Raw genomic sequence first — 17,237 nt, forward strand, 5'->3', positions numbered from 1 at the left:
AGGCTCTCTGAATTAGACTGAAAATCGGTTTGATAGAGTTCCCATTGCCTCTGTATACTAACTATAATCGCCGTTATGAACGACCACGCTAGTTCCTCTGATTTTACCAACACAGGTTTACCAACAAGCAGTTTGGGAATGGTCTTACAACGCGGTGGTGAAGAATTAATTCTAGAAAAAGTCGTAGACCGCTTCACCGTTCGTCCGGTAACCAACTTTACTCCCGAACAATTATCTCACGTTATTTGGGCTACTTGGCAACATACTATCCCCCAAGCGCATTTAGAACTTTTTACCGTTCTACCCAATCAGTTAGATTCGGCCATGTCCCAAGCACGCTCTGCTGAAAACGTGGCTTTTGTAGGTCATGTTTACACAATCAAAGATTATCCAGAAACTTACGTTTACCTCAATGACCAAATTACTGTTCAATTTGCCTCTTGGGTAGATTCTACTGCAATTAATGCCATCACCAGTGAATTTGGCCTAGTTAAACAAAAACCAGTCCAAGGTCTTCCTCATACTTTTGTGTTTTTAGTCAGCAAACAAGCCAGAGAAAATCCCCTCAAGATTACTAACCAATTACAAGGCTTTTCAGAAGTGTTAGCTGCTGAACCTAACATCCTATTAAAAAGTGAATCACATTACAGACCCAGTGATACCATGTATCCTGACCAATGGTATCTGAACCACAAAGGTGGTCATCAATTGGTAGCTGGTTCTCATATTTCTGTGGAGAAAGCTTGGGATATTACTCGCGGTGTCCGTTCTGTGGTCGTAGCCATAGTGGATGATTCTTTTGATTTGAACCATCCAGATTTCCAAGGTAGCGGCAAAATTGTTGCTCCTAGAGACTTAAAAAACAATAGCTTTTTGCCTGTACCTGGTCAAGGAGAAACTAGTCATGGAACAGCTTGTGCAGGGCTGGCTATTGCCGAAGAAAACGGTAAGGGTATTGTCGGAGTTGCGCCTGGTTGTGCATTAATGCCAATTCGTAGTACTGGTTTTTTAGACGATGAATCCATTGAGAATATCTTTAACTGGGCTATAGAGCAGGGAGCCAGTGTAATTTCTTGCAGCTGGGGTGCTTCTGCTGTATATTTCCCCTTGTCTTTGCGCCAACGGGCGGCTATTACTCGCGCAGCTACTACAGGGCGCAATGGTCAAGGTTGCGTAATTGTCTTTGCAGCGGGAAATGCTAACCGTCCCCTCAATGGCACTGTTTATGAGAAAAATTGGCCAAGCAATTTGTTAGCAGGAAATACAAATTGGTTAAATGGATTTTCACTACATCCAGATGTAATTGCCATTGCTGCTTCTACTAGCCTCAACAAAAAAGCTGCTTACAGTAATTGGGGAACTAATATTGCCTTATGTGCCCCTAGTAACAATGCTCCCCCGGTATTGTCATTTCAACATCGGGGTTTTGTCAACACACAACCCCCAATTACTGCTACTCTTCACGGACTACAAATCTTAAGTACTGACCAAATAGGAGCCGCAGGTTACCATCATAGTGATTTTACCAATAATTTCGGCGGTACTTCCAGTGCTGCTCCCATAGTCGCAGGCGTAGCTGCGTTGGTGTTGTCAGCAAATCCTGACTTAACGGCTTCACAAGTCAGGTTTATTCTCCAAGAAACCGCTGATAAAATTGTCGATTATGACCCAGACCCCCAGTTGGGTATGCAACAAGGCACTTATAATCATAACGGTCATTCTCAATGGTTCGGTTATGGCAAAGTTAATGCAGCCAAAGCAGTACAAGCAGCCCTCAAACTACGCACTTCCTTGTCATCTGCTAGTAAACAGATCACAGGCGAAAACTCCCGTCAGTTAAATATTCCAGATAATTATCCACAGGGAATTAAAAGTGCTATTGCCATTGACCAATCAATTACCATTAAAGAGCTTCAAATCACGGTTAATATTACCCATGATTTTTTAGGCGACTTAGAGATTTATCTAATAGCCCCGAATAATCAACGGGTATTGTTGCAGAACCGCACTTTAGGCCGCCGCACTAATTTACAAAGAACTTACACCATGCGATCGCATCCTACTCTGAAACAGTTACTTACTTTTTCTGCTCAAGGAACATGGCAATTATGGTTAATCGACCATGCACTCCAAGATGTAGGCCAACTTAATAGTTGGTCATTAGTCATTGGTCATTAATCATTGGTCAATTAATTCTGGATTGCTTAATTCTTCTAAAACTAATGCTAAATCTGAAGTTAGATATTCGGCACTTTGTTTCAAATTACCAACAGCATAATCGGGCACTTTAAGCGCATTTCCAATACATATTTTCACACTCGTACCCCACTGAGGATAAGGTTGGCTGTAGTTAATACTAATCGGTAAAATTTTTATATTCAATCCTGGGTGATTAAATTCAGCACTCAAAGACAGACGAGCAATTCCTGGTTTCAACGAGTGCACTTTGCCATCCCGATAAATATTACCTTCTGGATAAATAACTAATATTTCTCCTTGTTCTAGTAATTCCACCGCATGACGGAGAGTCGTAATAGCTGGACGTTGAGGATCCACTGGAAACCCCCCCATACTTTTAACTATCCAACCTTGCAACCCATAACACTCATTAATAGTGACCATGAACCGCAAATCTCGTCCTGTGACACAGCGCCCAGTAGCATAGGGCAAAAGCAATGAATCCCAACGTGAACGATGAGTAGGAGCTAAAATCACAGGGCCAGTTAAAGGTACATTTTCCTGTCCAGTAATTTCAATTCGTCGAAAGAACAACGGTAACAAAAAGTACCGCCCTAATAGATACAATAAGGGACTTAGCCAAGGAGATATCCGCGAGGTAGTGCGAGATACTTTAGTATTTGTTTTAGTAATAGCTAGTGTTTGTGAGCCAGCTGGTTCACGAGTATAAATTTGCATCATAATGGCAGCTAGTGGTTGTACTAGAAAATCAAATAAACCCTGAATTAATTACACCGTAATTTTTCTTTTGTTAATTGTGTCAAAGCCACTGGACAGTTTTATCTCTGTCCGTTACTTTTTTGACGACGAATGGCAAACCAAGTTTGTAATTGCTGGCGACAAGTTGACTCTAGAATACCTCCCATCACTTTGAGGCGATGATTAGAGGCAGCCCCATCAGGGATATTAATAACAGTACGAACTGCGCCAGTTTTAGTATCGTCCACTCCATATACAAGCATTGCTATACGTGCTTGCACAATAGCACCTGCACACATCGGGCAAGGTTCTAGGGTAACGTACAGAGTGCATTGATTTAAGCGCCAACTGTGTAAACTTTTAGCAGCAGATCTCAGAGCGAGGATTTCTGCGTGAGCAGTGGGGTCTTTTTCTCGTTCCTTTCTGTTTTCCCCTTCTGCAATCAAATTTCCATGAGGATCAACAATCACAGCGCCAACAGGTACTTCTCCTGCATCGCCAGCAATTTGTGCCAAGTCTAGAGCGCGATTCATCCATTGCCGATGTATCAGATATTCTGGATGTTCAATTAACATTTTGTTATGCCTTGTTTTTAACCATATTGGCTAATTGCTGATTACAGTACCTTAGTACTAAAAAAATAGGTGAATTTGAGTATAATTGTCATTAAGCAGTAAAACTTAACATTTGTTCTAGTAGATAGTATTTCCCAGGTGTATCCGCCCTTTGGTAGACTTGAAGACTGAAATAGGCAGATAAGACAACTTCAAAAAAGCAGTTTAGAGGGTGACTCTGTGGAAAATACACTTGGATTAGAGATTATTGAGGTAGTAGAGCAAGCGGCCATCGCTTCCTCAAAATGGATGGGCAAAGGCGAAAAAAACATTGCTGACCAAGTAGCAGTGGAAGCCATGCGGGAACGGATGAACAAAATCTATATGCGCGGTCGCATTGTGATTGGTGAAGGCGAACGTGATGAAGCGCCCATGCTCTATATTGGGGAAGAAGTGGGTGTCTGTACCCAACCAGATGCTAAAAACTTCTGTAACCCTGATGAACTGATTGAAATTGATATTGCTGTAGACCCTTGCGAAGGTACAAACCTAGTTGCCTACGGTCAAAATGGTTCAATGGCAGTTCTGGCAATTTCAGAAAAAGGTGGTTTATTTGCTGCTCCTGACTTCTACATGAAGAAACTAGCAGCACCAGCACCAGCAAAAGGTTTAGTGGATATAAACAAGTCTGCTACTGAAAACCTCAAGATTCTATCTGAGTGCTTAAACCGTTCCATAGAGGAATTGGTGGTTGTGGTTATGGATCGTCCCCGCCACAAAGAACTCATTCAGGAAATTCGCACCGCCGGCGCAAGAGTACGATTAATCAGTGATGGCGACGTTTCTGCTGCTATTTCCTGCGCTTTCGGTGGGACAAATATCCACGCACTAATGGGCATCGGTGCAGCACCAGAAGGAGTTATTTCTGCTGCGGCTATGCGGTGCCTGGGAGGACATTTCCAAGGACAACTGATCTATGACCCAGAAGTTGTAAAAACAGGTTTGATTGGTGAAAGCAAAGAAGGCAATCTCGCTCGGTTAAAAGAAATGGGCATTGAAGACCCTGATCGGGTTTACAATGACAATGAATTAGCCTCTGGCGAAACAGTTCTATTTGCAGCTTGCGGCATTACCCCCGGTACTCTAATGGATGGCGTCCGCTTCTTTAACGGTGGTGCAAGAACTCAAAGCTTGGTTATTTCCAACCAATCGAAAACAGCCCGTTTTGTTGATACTATCCATTTATTCAATGAACCCAAAAATCTGCAATTGCGTTAGTAGTTAGACAGTAGGGAATAGGGAGTGGAGAATAGGGAGTAGGCAGTAGGAAGTAGTGCTATGGTCAATCCCAAACTATTTCCTTTCGCTACACCCCCACCCCTTGCCTCTTCTCTACTCCAATCCCAATCCACAATAATCAATAAATCCATTACCAATTAGCCGTAAATAATGAATATTGCCGTGGTGGGGTTAAGCCATAAAACAGCCCCAGTTGAAATTCGGGAAAAGCTGAGTATTCCAGAACCACAAACTGAAAGTGCCATCGCTCATCTGAGCAGCTACCCCCACATTGATGAAGTAGCAATACTCAGCACATGCAACCGCCTGGAAATTTATATTGTTACCAGTGAAACTGAACAGGGCATCAGGGAAGTTACTCAATTCCTTTCTGAACACAGCAAATTACCTGTACAGTCTCTACGTCAACACTTGTTTATGTTGCTCCACAATGATGCTGTCATGCACGTGATGCGGGTGGCATCTGGTTTAGATAGTTTGGTACTGGGAGAAGGCCAAATTCTAGCTCAGGTCAAAAATACTCACAAACTAGGTCAGCAATACAACGGTATAAAAACAATTCTCAATCGATTATTTAAACAAGCACTCACAGCTGGTAAGCGCGTGCGTACTGAGACGAACATTGGTACTGGTGCAGTTTCTATCAGTTCCGCGGCTGTGGAGTTAGCACAAATAAAGGCGACTAATTTAGCAGCTTGCCGGGTGGCAATTATCGGCGCTGGTAAAATGTCCCGTTTGTTAGTACAACACCTCATTTCTAAAGGTGCTGCACAGATTACTATTATCAATCGCTCCCAAGAACGCGCCCAGGAATTAACAAAACTTTATCCCGAACAGTCTATATATACTCACCCGCTATCAGAAATGATGACGGTAATTGCCGAAAGTGATTTAGTATTTACAAGTACTTCTGCCACAGAACCAATACTTGACCGTAGCCAGCTAGAACTAGTCTTAAACCCCCGTCGGCCTTTGATGTTATTTGATATTTCTGTACCGCGTAACGTTCACGCCGACGTCAATGAACTCACGAATGTACAAGCTTTTAATGTCGATGATTTAAAAGCCGTCGTAGCCCAAAACTACGAAAGCCGTCGCAAAATGGCACAAGAGGCAGAAAAGCTTTTAGATCAAGAAGTGGAAGCTTTTGATATTTGGTGGCGATCGCTAGAAACAGTTTCTACGATTAGTTGTCTGAGAACTAAAATAGAAGCCATCCGCGAACAAGAATTAGAAAAAGCCTTGTCTCGCCTAGGTTCAGAATTTGCCGAAAAACATCAAGAAGTGATTGAAGCTTTAACAAGGGGAATTGTTAACAAAATTTTACATGATCCGATGGTACAATTACGAGCACAGCAGGATGTTGACGCCAGACGACATTGCATGCAAACCCTGCAAATTTTGTTTAATTTAGATGCAGGCGAGCAATTTAGCTAAGTTATGGGACATTGGGCATCACATTAACCCTTTGTCCCCCAATCCTGATTTTCCAATTGTGACAACTGTTGCGTTTGTTCTTGCAATCGCACAGCCAGGCGATCGCACACTAAATCGCACAACTGAAACAATATCGGATCAGCAATTTCGTAAACTACACTAACTCCCTCAGGTGTTCTTTTCACAATACTCGCCTGAGCCAAAACTTTGAGGTGCTTGGAAACATTAGCCTGCCCTAATCCACTCTCCGCAATAATTTGTGTCACATTTTTAGGACCTGTCTTTAAACAACATAATACTTGTAGGCGACTAACTTCTGACAAAACTTTGAAGTAATCTGCAACTTGGCTGAGGACAGCGGGAAATATCTCTGACATATAACACTAAATATTTTTTTGCTTTTATGTTGACATTATAACTATATAGTAATATAGTCAGATTATTAAATAAACCCTAAGTTCCAAAAACCAATATTTAACAGCCAATTAACGCCGTTGGCTTGATGGGGAGAGAAAGATGTTATTCCGCCAAATTTTTGATAGTCAATCCAGTACATACACTTATCTGATTGCTGACGAAAATACTAGAGCAGCTGTTCTTGTTGATCCGGTCATTGAGCACGTAGAACGAGATTACCAACTAATTACAGAGTTAGGTTTAACACTCTACTACTGCTTAGAAACCCACATTCACGCAGACCATATTACAGGTACGGGTAAATTACGTCAACTAACTAAATGTTCAGGAATCGTACCAGAAAATGCCCGAGCTAGCTGTGCTGACAGACATATTCAGGACAGAGAAATTCTGCATATAGATTCAATCACCATAGAAGCAATTGCTACCCCAGGACACACAGATAGCCACATGGCTTATTTAGTTAACGGGGAGCGAATTTTAACCGGAGATGCTTTATTTATTCGTGGTTGTGGAAGAACCGATTTTCAAAGTGGTGATGCAGGAAAATTGTTTGACTCGGTTACCCAAAGATTATTTACACTTCCCAATCAAACCTTAGTTTACCCAGGACATGATTACCGAGGTTATACAGTTTCGACTATCGGTGAAGAAAAACACTTTAACCCTCGTTTTCAAACACATAACCGAGATAGCTTTATTGAATTTATGGGGAACTTAAACTTACCAAATCCCCAAAAAATCATGGAAGCATTACCAGCAAATCAACGTTGTGGTCATGGGTTAGTAGTTCACAATTAATATTAGATGGTAGAAAGATGATTCCACAAAAAAAACTGCAACTAATAGATGCTGTAACTCTCAAAAATTGGACTGAAAAACAAAAAGTGCATCTTATTGATGTGCGAGAACCTTCAGAATATACAGCAGAACATATTCCCGGTGCTAAACTTTTACCCCTTTCTCAATTCCGTCCAGAACAAGTACCTTTTCAGCCTCATACTAAAGTCGTACTTTATTGCCAAGCAGGAAATCGTTCTCACCAAGCAGCCCAAAAATTGATCAATGCTGGTTTTGCAGATTTTACACAACTAGAAGGAGGCATTACAGCCTGGAAAAAGTTAAACTATGCCACTAATTTTAATAAAAATGCCCCCATTAGTTTAATGAGACAGGTACAAATCCTAGCTGGTTTATTGGTATTTACAGCAACTATTTTGGGAGCTTTTGTTTCATGTTGGTTTTTAATTTTAAGTGGTTTTGTGGGTGTAGGTTTAATATTTGCTGGAGTAACTAACACCTGTGCCATGGCAAGCTTATTAGCAAAATTACCCTACAACCAACACGTAAGATAATGACATGGATATTAGGACATATTCTAGCCGTTGGTATTGGTATTAGCTTAGGATTAATTGGTGGTGGTGGTTCGGTTTTAGCATTACCTACATTGGTTTATGTCATGGGAATACCCCCCAAATCCGCGGTAGCTATGACTTTAGTCATTGTGGGAGCTGTTAGCTTAATTGGAGTCATTCCCCACTGGCGACAGAGAAACGTCAATTTGAAAACAGCATTTATCTTTGGTTCTGCTACCATGTTAGGTGCTTTTGCGGGAGCTAAAATTGCCAATCTTCCATTCGTCACTGATACCTTGCAAATGCTGTTATTTGCAGTCATGATGTTTTTAGCAGCCGGGTTAATGATTAAGCGCAGCGTCAAAACAGCCACTAAAAAACCTACGGAAAAACCCACATTAGAACTTTATCCTCAACCAATTTGTAAACACTGTTGGTTATGGCTAGTAAGTGAAGGATTAGGCGTAGGTGTATTAACAGGATTAGTGGGAGTAGGAGGAGGATTTGCCATTATCCCTGCGTTAGTTATTTTGGGAAACCTGCCCATGAAAGAGGCCATTGGTACTTCCCTGTTAATTATTGCTGCTAATGCTGCATCTGGATTTTTAGGCTACTGGGGAGAGGTTGATTTAGATGGGAAAGTCATTGGTTCATTTATTATAGCTGCCAGTGTTGGCAGTCTTTTAGGTGCTTACCTATCTAAATATATTGATAGCAAAAAGCTACAGAAATATTTTGGTTATTTCCTATTAGGAATAGCAGCATTTATCTTATTGCAAAATCGGCATGTTTTTCAAGACTTCAGACTAAAAAAAGCTATAGATTGGCACAATAGCGACCATCAAGAACCATACCTAACAATCACACAAAATAGAAAAAAAATTTCCACCTCCTCCCTTTACTAAGAAAAAGCCAAAGTGAGGTTTGATAGTTCAATGTCCCAAATAAGCTTCTAAAACTTGAGGATTGGTTTGAATTGCTGCAGGAGTTCCTTCAGCTAAATTCTCACCTTCCGCCAGTACCCAAACATGATCGCACAAAGACATGATCACATCCATATTATGTTCAATAATCAAAAAAGTCATACCATCTTCACGGTTCCAAGTAATAATGCGATCGCATATATCATCAATCAATCTTGGATTTACACCTGCTGCTGGTTCATCCAATAAGATTAACTTGGGATTAGTCATTAACGCCCGCCCCATTTCCAATAACTTACGTTGTCCACCAGACAAACCACCAGCATATTCTTGTGCTTTATGTGCCAACCCCACAGACTCTAACAAAAACATTGCTTGTGCTTTAAGTTCCTTTTCTTCTTGAGCGACAACGTGGGGTTGTAACTGCACTTGCCAAAAGTTTTCCCCAGTTTGTTTTTGCGCGGCCAGCAGCATATTATCTAACACCGACAACCGCGAAAGAGTCCGCGCCACCTGAAAAGTGCGTACCAAGCCCTGCTGGGCAATTTGATGTGGTTGTAGATGGTGAATGGGTTTGCCATCAAAGAAAACTCGTCCCAGATCAGGACGAATAAAATTAGAGAGTAGGTTAAATAGAGTAGTTTTACCAGCACCATTAGGGCCAATCAAACCAGTAATACTACCCTTAAATACCGCGATGCGAGCATCATGAACCGCCTTAACACCTCCAAAGCTTTTACAAAGTCCAGTAGCCGCTAACAAAGGAAGCTGGGGTAACTTATTATCCACCATAAAAATGTTTTCAATTCATCAAAACTGTTTTTTTGACACTATCCAGGCTAAAGCCACGGAGATTCTACATTCTACGTCAGAATCCCATCTAGCAGGTCTTCACCAACTAAAGTATTGATTCCAACTCCTGTAGCGTCAATATGCCTGACGGCACGCTACGCCAACGGGGATGCCTCCCTATTTTTTGCTAAAACTTAACCTCAAGAGTTTTCAGCCTATTTTCTTATAAAAAATTTCCAGAATTAAAAAAACTACTTATTGAGAAAGATAGTGGTAATGCTAGGAATTGATCTTAGCGTAATAGGTAGGGACTGTTTAACTCAACCTGAGAAAGTTCGTTTATGGACTCTTCAGAAATCCCCAGCTTTCTAAACCGGGGAAGCTTAATTCCCAAGGGTCAGTTCCTCTTTTTTCCCTAAAATCCCTTGAGGTCGCCACATCATCAAGATCATCAAAATCAAACCAATAACCATAATCCGAAATGCACCCAATTGGTCAGAAGATAAATTTGTAAAAATTTTCGGTAAAAATTCTCTAGTCATAGCATCGTAAGTAAAGAAAATTACCGCCCCTAAAATTGTGCCGATATTATTCCCAGAGCCGCCCAAAATCACGATGATCCAAGCATCAAAGGTAAGTTGTGGTTGAAAATTATCAGGGTAAATCGCGCTCAATTGCCAAGCAAAAAAAGCCCCAGCAATCCCAGCAATCGCACCCCCCAACATGAGAGATTGTACTTTATACCAAAAAACGTTTTTGCCCATAGCCCTAGGTACTTCTTCATCTTCACGGATAGCTTTGAGAACTCTTCCCCAAGGCGATCGCACAAGAATTTGCAACCGCCAGAATACAAACCCCAACACCAACAGAGACAACAACATTAAACCTGCTTTTGGTTTATAATTATACAAACCCATCATCCCAGCAATATAAATTGCTGCGGTTAATAAAGCCAACACAATCCCCACCCCCCAGCGCGAAGCTAAATCTTCCTTAGCAGTAAACTTTCTCCCCCCATTAGCTAACAAAAACTTTTCAGCCATGGAAACCCATCGCCACAACCAAAAGAAAGTGAGGACAGTTAGGACAGTCAGCAATGCCATCATCACCAGTCTAAAAAACAAATTAGGTTCTGTGGATAAAGGTATAGGATAACTTTGGACACCAAAAGCTCCAGATATCCAGGTATCACCAACAGGTAATTCCTGATTATTCACCACTAACCGAATTAACTCTCCCACCCCAATGGTGACAATTGCCAGATAATCTTCTCTCAAGCGCAGGGTAGCTAAACCAATAATTAAACCCAAGAAAGATGCTGCTGCTGCCCCAAAAAGCACACATATAACTAAGGGAAATCCCTTAAAGCTTAATACCACAGTAGTGTAAGCACCTAAAGTCATAAAAGCAATATGACCAAAATTAATTAACCCCGTAAAGCCCCACTGCAAATTAAGTCCTAAACTAAACAGAGCAAAGATGGTTGTAGAAATTGCTAAAAAAATGAGATATTCAACCATAAAAATTAAACTTAAATATGCGTGATCACGAAAATGCCGAAAATCCTGGAACAACAGACCCATTGCCCCGTACTTCCTACTTCAGGCAACCCATAAAAGCTCTTTAATAAGTTTTAAGACGTTTACCTCTAAGTAATTTGTGATGTTATCAGATAAGGTATTATGGTGTATATTACATCAACATTAACAAAAACAGTAAACAGCCTGTATAAAAACCTAGCTCCCCAACAGCAATCTACACAAACAGCCTTCTCCCAAGGAGATCTGCTGGGCGAACATCTCTTGACTAAACCAGGAAATACGGCGCTATACGCCTCTTTCTCAAGGGTTTTCCGCATTTTTGTTAAAATGCCCAACACCCAAGACTTAAAACTGTATAAGGCTAGGCAGGGATAGGTGTAACCTTACATTAAACTTGTTTTTGAAGCAATATTTATTTGAGATTTCCCTATGGATGCAAAGGCACTTTGGCAACGATACCAAAATTGGTTATATTTCCACGAGGGATTAGGACTTTACCTAGATGTCAGTCGGATGAGTTTTGATGACGCTGCCGTGCAGTCCTTGCGGCCGAAATTCGACAAAGCGTTTGCGGACATGGCGGAATTAGAAAACGGTGCCATCGCTAATCCTGACGAAAGCCGCATGGTTGGACATTACTGGCTGCGAAACCCAGATTTAGCACCGACCCCAGAACTGACACAAGAGATTGTCCAAACTCTAGAACAAATCGAAGCCTTTGCTGAAAAAGTCCACACAGGTGCTATTCATCCTCCTCAAGCCAGTCGGTTTACTGACATCATATCCATTGGCATAGGTGGTTCTGCCCTAGGTCCACAATTTGTCGCTGAAGCCCTTGCACCCGATTTTCCTGCTTTGAAAATTCACTTTATCGACAATAGTGACCCCGCAGGAATTGACCGCATTCTCACTCACCTAAAAACAACTCTCTCCAGCACCTTGGTTTTAGTCATCTCCAAATCTGGAGGTACACCAGAACCCCGCAATGGCATGATGGAAGTAAAAGCAGCCTATGAAAGTCAGAGTCTGAACTTTAGCAAACACGCCGTAGCCATTACTAGCGTTGATAGCAACTTAGACAAAGTAGCACAAAGTGAAGGTTGGCTGGCGAGATTTCCCATGTATGACTGGGTGGGAGGACGCACCTCAGAAATGTCTGCTGTAGGACTAGTACCAGCAGTATTACAAGGCATAGACGTTCGCGCTATGCTCGAAGGTGCTAAAGAAATGGATGATGCCACCCGCGTTCCAGTCTTAGAAAAAAATCCGGCAGCCCTGTTGGCCTTGTCTTGGTACTTTTCTGGCAATGGCAAAGGTGAAAAAGATATGGTTGTCTTACCTTACAAAGACAGCTTACTGTTGTTTAGTCGGTACTTACAACAGTTAGTAATGGAATCTTTAGGTAAAGAAAAAGACTTAGATGGCAATACCGTTTATCAAGGTATCGCCGTTTATGGTAACAAAGGTTCCACAGACCAACACGCCTACGTCCAGCAACTACGGGAGGGTGTACCTAATTTCTTTGCCACGTTTATCGAAGTTCTGGAAGATCGTCAGGGAAAATCCATAGAAATTGAACCTGGCGTAACATCAGGAGATTTTCTTTCTGGTTTTCTCCTAGGAACTCGACAAGCGCTGTACGAAAATCACCGTGATTCCATCACAGTCACCATTCCCCAAGTCAATCCTTTAACAGTAGGCGCGTTAATTGCTTTGTACGAACGTGCTGTTGGTTTATACGCCAGCTTGGTTAATATCAACGCCTATCATCAGCCAGGGGTAGAGGCTGGTAAAAAAGCTGCTGCTGCTATCCTTGACCTACAATCAAAAGTTGTAGCCCTATTACAAAAGGAAAAAACAGCTCTTTCTCTAGAAGAAATTGCTCAAAAAGCAGGTGCATCCGAGCAAATTGAGTCAATTTACAAGATTTTGCGGCATCTACACGCTAATGAGCGCGGTGTGCTCCTACAAGGCCATCTGGGTAAACCTGGTACTTTAAAAGTTTCTGCAACTTCATAGTTTGTTAGAGATGTCCCGAAATTCACAATCCCCGACCTAAAGCTACGGAAATTGTGCAACCCACATCCTAACTTACTACAACTGTCTTTCGGCAACCAAAGCAGACGTTACTACATTTTTGGCTATAGAATTTAAAAGCTACCTCCCTCTAGTCAATTTGCTATGGAGACGTTCCGGTGGAACGTCTCTAGTAATTTCAGCAAAATACAGACTCTTCCCCAGATACAACCCCTGGTTTCCCTCCTTGTCCGCAACAGGTGGTATTAAGTTCGAATAAAAAAATATAGTCACATATAATCATTCATAAAGTTCATGAATCAAACTATCTGATTATCCCAAATTAAACCAGCAATGCGAAATACAGATATAAACAATAAAACTTTTGTCTAGTCGGCATTTTATCGGCAGTTTGACTTACTTACTTACATGAAATATATTGTATTATCTTCTTTATAAGAAGTTGGTAAATTACGGATAAAATAGAAGCGATCGCTTTTCCAATCACTTCCTTTTTTTCTTCCTAGGTAGCCTGTGAGTGGGGAAGAAAGTTCTATCAATATTTCGTGCATTTGTTCTGTTTGTAAGAGAGGTTGTGGCGGATTTGAAGCAAAATATGCACCATGTAAAGCTTCGACTCCTGTACATTCTTTCCCTGAGTCTTGCAAATATTTTTTTACTAGCTGGTTTATATGCGATCGCAGTTTTATAGATTGTTCAATTTTATCAATATATTCATCTATTTTATCTTCTATTCGTCCAGGTTCTAAATATTCCTGCAATTCAAACAAGTTTATCGCGCCTGGATATTTTGCTTTCAGTTCAACCAGTTTTTGTAAACTCATAGTATTAATAATACTCACTTTCCATTCTTGTGCTGCTTTTTGTGTCTCTCTAGATGGCTTACCAGGGCCAATTATTAATTTTGCTGACTTGAGAAATTTAGCAAGACCTAAGTGCATTCCCCCAAGTTTAATTAACTCCTGAACAGTACCGCTAGGAATGCTTTTACCTGCTTTACATTCACAAACGAGAGGATAAGGTTCTGAACAATATAAGTCTAATCCTCCCGCACCACCTTTATAGGCCTTTTCTAGTTTGAATCCTAAAAATTCAAGGCTTTGGCGGACAATGTTTTCAAAGTCTGTCCCAGCTTGATAATTACTTTTTATTTCATCTTGTTCTATGCTGCGATCGCCTAAAGATACAATTGTATTTATCCAAGCTAAATCTGCATTAATAGACTTAGTTAAACCCTCACCACTCCAACCCAAAAAGATTTTGATGTCATTGTCTAACTCCTGTGCAGCTACATTTGTGCTGGCTATTTGCGATAAAGCACCTTGTAATTCTTCGAGTTCTGGATATTTGGGTGGTTCTAGGTTTTGTAGTTGGCGTTGGCGCTGGGCGAAGATACCATCACTCAACACTGGTTTTACCTCAGAAGCAGTAATATTAGGTATGCTGATAAATTTACCTACTTTGTCTTTAATATGGGTACCAAAGCAAACCTCTTTAAATTCAGGTAAATGATAAACTCGCAAGTAAGCCAAAAATATATACGGTTTTTCCCGTAATATTTCCTCAAATACTTTTACTGACCATATTGTTAATTGAGAGACAATCTCTAATTTCTGAATGTCATCAACAAATTCGCAAAGCTCACATTTAGCCCAAGCTTTAATTGCAACTATCGGAGAATTAACTTGTGGGATACTACTTTCAGTAATTGGCCAAAAACTAGGACGGTAGTATTTTTCAATTGGAAGCGCAATACTCAAAGTGTCAACAGGATAAAGTGCAAATTTATCTCCTATATTCAGCAATTTTTTAGGCACAGATGCAATAATCCGCCCTTGCATTAAAGCTTCAATATCAGGAGAAGGTAGGCATAAAGCTTTATCAATTAAAACTGACTTACTCATAATTAAGTAAAGAAAATCAATTAAACAAATCGCTCAAATCATCTGAGTCATCTTTTTCAATCATATTTACAGGATTAAATAATTCATCTAAAATTTCACTATCATCAATCTCTGGCATATCACCAGATGGATCACTTAAAATCTCTCGCAATAAAAGATTATCAACCGTAATTTTATTTTGAGCAATGATATCAAGAACCTCCACCTCCGTCAGTTGATAATTTAAGCAGTTTTTAAAAATAGATAAAATTGCCACCAATGGGCGAACTTGTTCCTCTATCAAATCTACGTGTTCCCCTCCTTTCTTTGAAATGAGTTCGTCAAGCAATTTATAAGCTTCTGAACTTTTTTTCATTTGTTCTGTCTTCCCTTGGGAGCGAACTAAACAACCACGAGTTAGATCAAATGTTTCATAATCAATTAAACGTCTTAAACCAGCACATAATGTAAATTGAGAACCCTGGATTACAGCCACGCCAATTTTTACTGTTCTTCCATTTTCATTACCAATAATCTTAAAGTTGATAAAATCTTTGTTCTGTGACTTAGGCTTAACATCCCTAATAATCTCTTCAATCATTACTGCTTCTATAGTCTTATTTTTCAGGGTTTCAAAGCCAAAACATAAACAGTCAGCAATGACATCCCCATTATCTAAATAATCTTCATAATTGATATTACTTTCTTTTCTGAATGCTAATTCAAACCTTTCAATTGGATCAGATGGTAGTGGTTCTTTATAAATTTTAAAATTATTAGCGCACCATTGCAAAGCTTCTCTTACAGTTGGTTTACCTTTGCCGTATTCTCTCAATTGACTTTCTGTAAATGGGTACAATGAATGAGGAGGAAATAAATTTTTTGCCTCATAAAACTCTCGTAACCAAACAGTAACTAATTCAATCATACAATCACCGCTAACATGTTTTAATTCTATTGGTTTCCTCTGAGTAAATTTTGAAACTCTATCAGGGGTACCACCTGGTATTGAATTTACCTTCTCTTTCCATGTCTCAGGCAGCATTACTGTGAGAAAAACAATACCTTGACTTAGTTCAGAATTTTCAAGAGTATCATGAAGAATTTTAACCAAATTAGCAATTACGCTTTCGGTCGGTAACCCATCTTCAGTACAGTTGTTTTTAACATCTATTTCATCAAAACAAATAACAACCGGGTTGTAAAAACTAACCAAATTTAAAATTTGCTGAATATTTTTGAGCGCTTCAGCTTCTCTATCTTGATTTGCTTTGCTGGGATTGGGTAATCCTAACTCATCAGCATTCAATTGAGCTAATTCTTCACCAGATAACCACTGAGTTGCAAAAGGTGCTTGAGTTTCTGAAAGTGTCCATAAAATAGCCCTCAGGATATAAGGATCTGCATAGGGTTTATGTTTGATAACTTGTGTTTGCAAAACATTCATTAAATTTTTATTTTTCGACAAACTGTTTTTATATGCTTGGTCAAATTTTTTGACTAACTCTGCTGGAGTGGAAAAATTGTCAGGTTTAACCTCATTTACCATAGCTGCGGCTACTTCCTGCCACTGCATTACTGCTTGGCTGCCTGTTTGCTTTAGACTATGTACTAACGTTTGTTGAAATTGGTACTTAACTATATTTAAGTCCGTATAATTGTTACCTCCTGAATAAACAAATAAAGCACCACCCTTTTTTTCCAATTGATGACGAATGCGACTGAGAAGATGAGTTTTACCGACCCCTTGTTGCGCCGTTATGGTAATTGAAGTTATTTTGTCTTGGCTAGATTCATTGTTACGTACAAATTCAATTGCCTCAAAAACTTTATTAGAAGCATGGACATTTAAAGTTGGTATATCCCGTAATCTTTTTCCCCAAACATCCTGTTCTTTAACGATACCAGCATTGGTAAAAGGACAGAAATGTTGAATGTCGTTACAAAACTTTACATAGTTAGATATAGTAGTCCTATCAAAGGTGAAAATGTCAACATCTCATAATATCTTCCATCCAATGAACATAACTGATTTGTTGACACATACAAGCTTGAAGGTAGC

15 protein-coding genes are annotated in these 17,237 nt (G+C 40.2%); 8 read left to right on the forward strand and 7 right to left on the reverse strand.

Annotation, left to right across the window (positions count from 1 at the left end; genetic code table 11):
* The first annotated feature begins 75 nt into the window (after nt 1-75).
* Complete coding sequence (locus NWP25_RS17890; RefSeq protein WP_280649813.1) at nt 76-2,178, forward strand: S8 family serine peptidase; 2,103 nt, start codon at nt 76-78, stop codon at nt 2,176-2,178.
* Here the strand turns inward: NWP25_RS17890 and NWP25_RS17895 are convergent, their stop codons facing one another.
* Together NWP25_RS17895 and tadA are read right to left on the reverse strand one after the other, a co-directional pair.
* The gene (locus tag NWP25_RS17895; protein ID WP_280649844.1) at nt 2,179-2,916 is read right to left on the reverse strand and encodes a lysophospholipid acyltransferase family protein; all 738 of its coding nucleotides are present in this window, start codon (nt 2,914-2,916) and stop codon (nt 2,179-2,181) included.
* A 101-nt stretch (nt 2,917-3,017) separates the two neighbouring features.
* Nucleotides 3,018-3,512, reverse strand: coding sequence for a tRNA adenosine(34) deaminase TadA (gene tadA / locus NWP25_RS17900; RefSeq protein WP_280649812.1), 495 nt, complete (start codon nt 3,510-3,512; stop codon nt 3,018-3,020).
* Between the two features lie 219 nt (nt 3,513-3,731).
* On the opposite strand from tadA, the gene glpX reads away from it, so the two are divergent.
* Together glpX and NWP25_RS17910 are read left to right on the forward strand one after the other, a co-directional pair.
* Entirely contained in the window at nt 3,732-4,769 is a 1,038-nt protein-coding gene (glpX, locus tag NWP25_RS17905) for a class II fructose-bisphosphatase (RefSeq protein WP_280649811.1), read from the forward strand.
* 171 nt (nt 4,770-4,940) lie between these two features.
* Nucleotides 4,941-6,227, forward strand: a complete 1,287-nt coding sequence (locus tag NWP25_RS17910) for a glutamyl-tRNA reductase (protein ID WP_280699916.1) — start codon at nt 4,941-4,943, stop codon at nt 6,225-6,227.
* Nucleotides 6,228-6,250: 23 nt separating this feature from the next.
* Here the strand turns inward: NWP25_RS17910 and NWP25_RS17915 are convergent, their stop codons facing one another.
* Nucleotides 6,251-6,604 (reverse strand): ArsR/SmtB family transcription factor, encoded by a 354-nt coding sequence (locus NWP25_RS17915; protein WP_280649809.1) that lies wholly within the window; start codon nt 6,602-6,604, stop codon nt 6,251-6,253.
* 139 nt (nt 6,605-6,743) lie between these two features.
* Here NWP25_RS17915 and NWP25_RS17920 point away from each other — a divergent pair, with 139 nt between their 5' ends.
* The 3 genes from NWP25_RS17920 to NWP25_RS17930 are packed head-to-tail and all read left to right on the forward strand — an operon-like array spanning nt 6,744 to nt 8,904.
* Nucleotides 6,744-7,445: an MBL fold metallo-hydrolase gene (locus NWP25_RS17920; protein ID WP_280649808.1), complete on the forward strand. Its 702-nt coding sequence runs from the start codon at nt 6,744-6,746 to the stop codon at nt 7,443-7,445.
* Between the two features lie 17 nt (nt 7,446-7,462).
* Nucleotides 7,463-7,999, forward strand: coding sequence for a rhodanese-like domain-containing protein (locus NWP25_RS17925; protein ID WP_280649807.1), 537 nt, complete (start codon nt 7,463-7,465; stop codon nt 7,997-7,999).
* Entirely contained in the window at nt 7,999-8,904 is a 906-nt protein-coding gene (locus tag NWP25_RS17930; protein WP_280649806.1) for a sulfite exporter TauE/SafE family protein, read from the forward strand. Before NWP25_RS17925 ends, NWP25_RS17930 begins: the two co-directional genes overlap by 1 nt.
* Nucleotides 8,905-8,931: 27 nt before the next feature.
* Here NWP25_RS17930 and NWP25_RS17935 read toward each other — a convergent pair whose 3' ends face one another.
* Nucleotides 8,932-9,714 carry an ABC transporter ATP-binding protein gene (locus NWP25_RS17935; RefSeq protein ID WP_280649805.1) on the reverse strand — a complete coding sequence of 261 codons (783 nt, stop codon included), beginning with the start codon at nt 9,712-9,714 and terminating at the stop codon, nt 8,932-8,934.
* 383 nt (nt 9,715-10,097) lie between these two features.
* Nucleotides 10,098-11,234 carry a branched-chain amino acid ABC transporter permease gene (locus tag NWP25_RS17940; protein ID WP_280649804.1) on the reverse strand — a complete coding sequence of 379 codons (1,137 nt, stop codon included), beginning with the start codon at nt 11,232-11,234 and terminating at the stop codon, nt 10,098-10,100.
* A gap of 162 nt (nt 11,235-11,396) precedes the next feature.
* On the opposite strand from NWP25_RS17940, the gene NWP25_RS17945 reads away from it, so the two are divergent.
* Both NWP25_RS17945 and NWP25_RS17950 read left to right on the forward strand, forming a co-directional pair.
* Nucleotides 11,397-11,630 (forward strand): hypothetical protein, encoded by a 234-nt coding sequence (locus tag NWP25_RS17945; RefSeq protein ID WP_280649803.1) that lies wholly within the window; start codon nt 11,397-11,399, stop codon nt 11,628-11,630.
* Nucleotides 11,631-11,684: 54 nt separating this feature from the next.
* Nucleotides 11,685-13,274, forward strand: a complete 1,590-nt coding sequence (locus tag NWP25_RS17950; RefSeq protein WP_280649802.1) for a glucose-6-phosphate isomerase — start codon at nt 11,685-11,687, stop codon at nt 13,272-13,274.
* A gap of 422 nt (nt 13,275-13,696) precedes the next feature.
* Here the strand turns inward: NWP25_RS17950 and NWP25_RS17955 are convergent, their stop codons facing one another.
* On the reverse strand, nt 13,697-15,196 hold the full coding sequence (locus tag NWP25_RS17955; protein WP_280699918.1) for a DUF1802 family protein: 1,500 nt from the start codon (nt 15,194-15,196) through the stop codon (nt 13,697-13,699).
* Nucleotides 15,197-15,212: 16 nt separating this feature from the next.
* Nucleotides 15,213-16,880: an ATP-binding protein gene (locus NWP25_RS17960; protein WP_313959075.1), complete on the reverse strand. Its 1,668-nt coding sequence runs from the start codon at nt 16,878-16,880 to the stop codon at nt 15,213-15,215.
* Nucleotides 16,881-17,237: the final 357 nt, after the last annotated feature.

It is taken from the genome of Umezakia ovalisporum Ak1311 (assembly GCF_029891685.1).
GTDB lineage: Bacteria > Cyanobacteriota > Cyanobacteriia > Cyanobacteriales > Nostocaceae > Umezakia > Umezakia ovalisporum.

Coding starts and splice junctions, on each gene's coding strand:
- NWP25_RS17925 (WP_280649807.1), top strand. CDS start 7,463: ATGATTCCACAAAAAAAACTGCAACTAATAGATGCTGTAACTCTCAAA.
- NWP25_RS17955 (WP_280699918.1), bottom strand. CDS start 15,196: ATGAGTAAGTCAGTTTTAATTGATAAAGCTTTATGCCTACCTTCTCCT.
- NWP25_RS17930 (WP_280649806.1), top strand. CDS start 7,999: ATGACATGGATATTAGGACATATTCTAGCCGTTGGTATTGGTATTAGC.
- NWP25_RS17920 (WP_280649808.1), top strand. CDS start 6,744: ATGTTATTCCGCCAAATTTTTGATAGTCAATCCAGTACATACACTTAT.
- NWP25_RS17915 (WP_280649809.1), bottom strand. CDS start 6,604: ATGTCAGAGATATTTCCCGCTGTCCTCAGCCAAGTTGCAGATTACTTC.
- tadA (WP_280649812.1), bottom strand. CDS start 3,512: ATGTTAATTGAACATCCAGAATATCTGATACATCGGCAATGGATGAAT.
- NWP25_RS17940 (WP_280649804.1), bottom strand. CDS start 11,234: ATGGTTGAATATCTCATTTTTTTAGCAATTTCTACAACCATCTTTGCT.
- NWP25_RS17935 (WP_280649805.1), bottom strand. CDS start 9,714: ATGGTGGATAATAAGTTACCCCAGCTTCCTTTGTTAGCGGCTACTGGA.
- NWP25_RS17950 (WP_280649802.1), top strand. CDS start 11,685: ATGGATGCAAAGGCACTTTGGCAACGATACCAAAATTGGTTATATTTC.
- NWP25_RS17910 (WP_280699916.1), top strand. CDS start 4,941: ATGAATATTGCCGTGGTGGGGTTAAGCCATAAAACAGCCCCAGTTGAA.
- NWP25_RS17895 (WP_280649844.1), bottom strand. CDS start 2,916: ATGCAAATTTATACTCGTGAACCAGCTGGCTCACAAACACTAGCTATT.
- NWP25_RS17945 (WP_280649803.1), top strand. CDS start 11,397: ATGGTGTATATTACATCAACATTAACAAAAACAGTAAACAGCCTGTAT.
- NWP25_RS17890 (WP_280649813.1), top strand. CDS start 76: ATGAACGACCACGCTAGTTCCTCTGATTTTACCAACACAGGTTTACCA.